This is a genomic window from Yaniella soli (genome assembly GCF_054782375.1).
Genome location: NZ_BAAGSP010000073.1, coordinates 1 through 1,429 on the forward strand (window position 1 = coordinate 1; position 1,429 = coordinate 1,429).

1 protein-coding gene is annotated in these 1,429 nt (G+C 55.8%); it reads left to right on the forward strand.

Annotated features, from left to right (window positions below; all coding sequences use genetic code 11):
• Positions 1 to 105 precede the first annotated feature (105 nt).
• Entirely contained in the window at positions 106 to 1,296 is a 1,191-nt protein-coding gene (locus ACYVJT_RS15230; protein ID WP_343957703.1) for an NAD(P)/FAD-dependent oxidoreductase, read from the forward strand.
• Positions 1,297 to 1,429 lie beyond the last annotated feature (133 nt).

A 1,429-nucleotide genomic window follows, 5' to 3' on the forward strand; every position in this document is an offset into this window, starting at 1 on the left:
CCCGCGGCTTCCGAAACCCCCACAACTACCGACTCAGAATGTTGCTGATCGCAGGCGGCCTAGACCACCAACCCCACCCTTAAACCGGAAGAGCCGGATAACCGCATGGGTCGTCAGCTGGAGATGGGTGCGACCTGGGTTCACTGGTTCCAGCCGTTTACCTGGTCGGAGATGACGCGCTACGGCCAGTCGATGGTCGCTTCGCCAGAGGTCGATGACGTGTACTGGCGAACTGACGGCCAGATCAAAAATGGCACCCAGGCGGACTTGAACACGCTGATCAATGACGCTTACGAGAAAATCTATGAGCGTTCGGCCGACTACTGGCCCAACCCATTCGACCCGCTATGGGTGCTCTCGGAGGAATATAACGGTCCGGCTGAGCTTCGCGAACAGTTCCGTAAAGATGACAAGACCAGCGTGATGGAACTGCTGCGCGAAGGAGATTTCACGCAAGAACAGATGGACGTCGTAGATGGCTACATGTCGACCACGTTCATCGGAGATCCCAATGATGGTTCAGCACTGATGGCCAAGCAGTGGGCAGCACTGTCGGATCACCGGCGTCGGCTGATCGATGACATTCTGCTGGGCTATAAGCCAATCAACGGGATGCGCGGGATCTACGAGGGCATCGCCAATGATCTGCGCTGTCCTATTCGACTGTCCACGCCGGTAACCAAGATCGAGCACTCGGACGCCGGGGCAAAGGTCACCCTGGACGGCGGGGAAACCATCGCAGCTGATGCCGTCATTGTAACCGTACCGGTCGGAGCGATGAAGAACATCGAGTTCAGCCCACAATTGCCACAAAAATTACGCAGTATCACCGAACGCGGCTGGAATGCGACCGGCAGCAAGATCGTGATCAAGGCTAAGGGGCACCATCCGATGGAAGCCTACGCACCTCATACATCAAAGATCTCGCTGATGCGCTCGGAATATTTCATGGACGACGATACGACGATCTTCATGGGCTTTGGCGCCGATCACAAGGCCCTCCCTGACCTGACGTCTGTTGAAACAGCCCAGGAAGTAATGAATCAGTGGCGTCCCGACATCGAGGTCGTCGACAGTACCGGACACGACTGGCACCGCGATCAGTGGAGCGGCCAAGCATTCGGGACTCTGCGAACAGGGCAGTTCATTGACGGCCACCAAGACATCCTGGATACCACCACGCGTATGCGGTTCGCCGGCTCGGAATGGGCAAACGGCTGGCGCGGCATCGTCGTGGACGGGGCCATCGAAAACGGTATGACCACCGCACGCAATCTCATCAATGAACTGACGTAAGAATCGAGCGCAACCATGCAAATACTTAACGACCTATCCCTAGTACTACAGTCGCTTTTATTTTTGGTGGTGTCGGCGGTTTAATCGGACAGTGCTGAAATGTCGTGTTAATTCTGTCGTATGAGTGAGAATA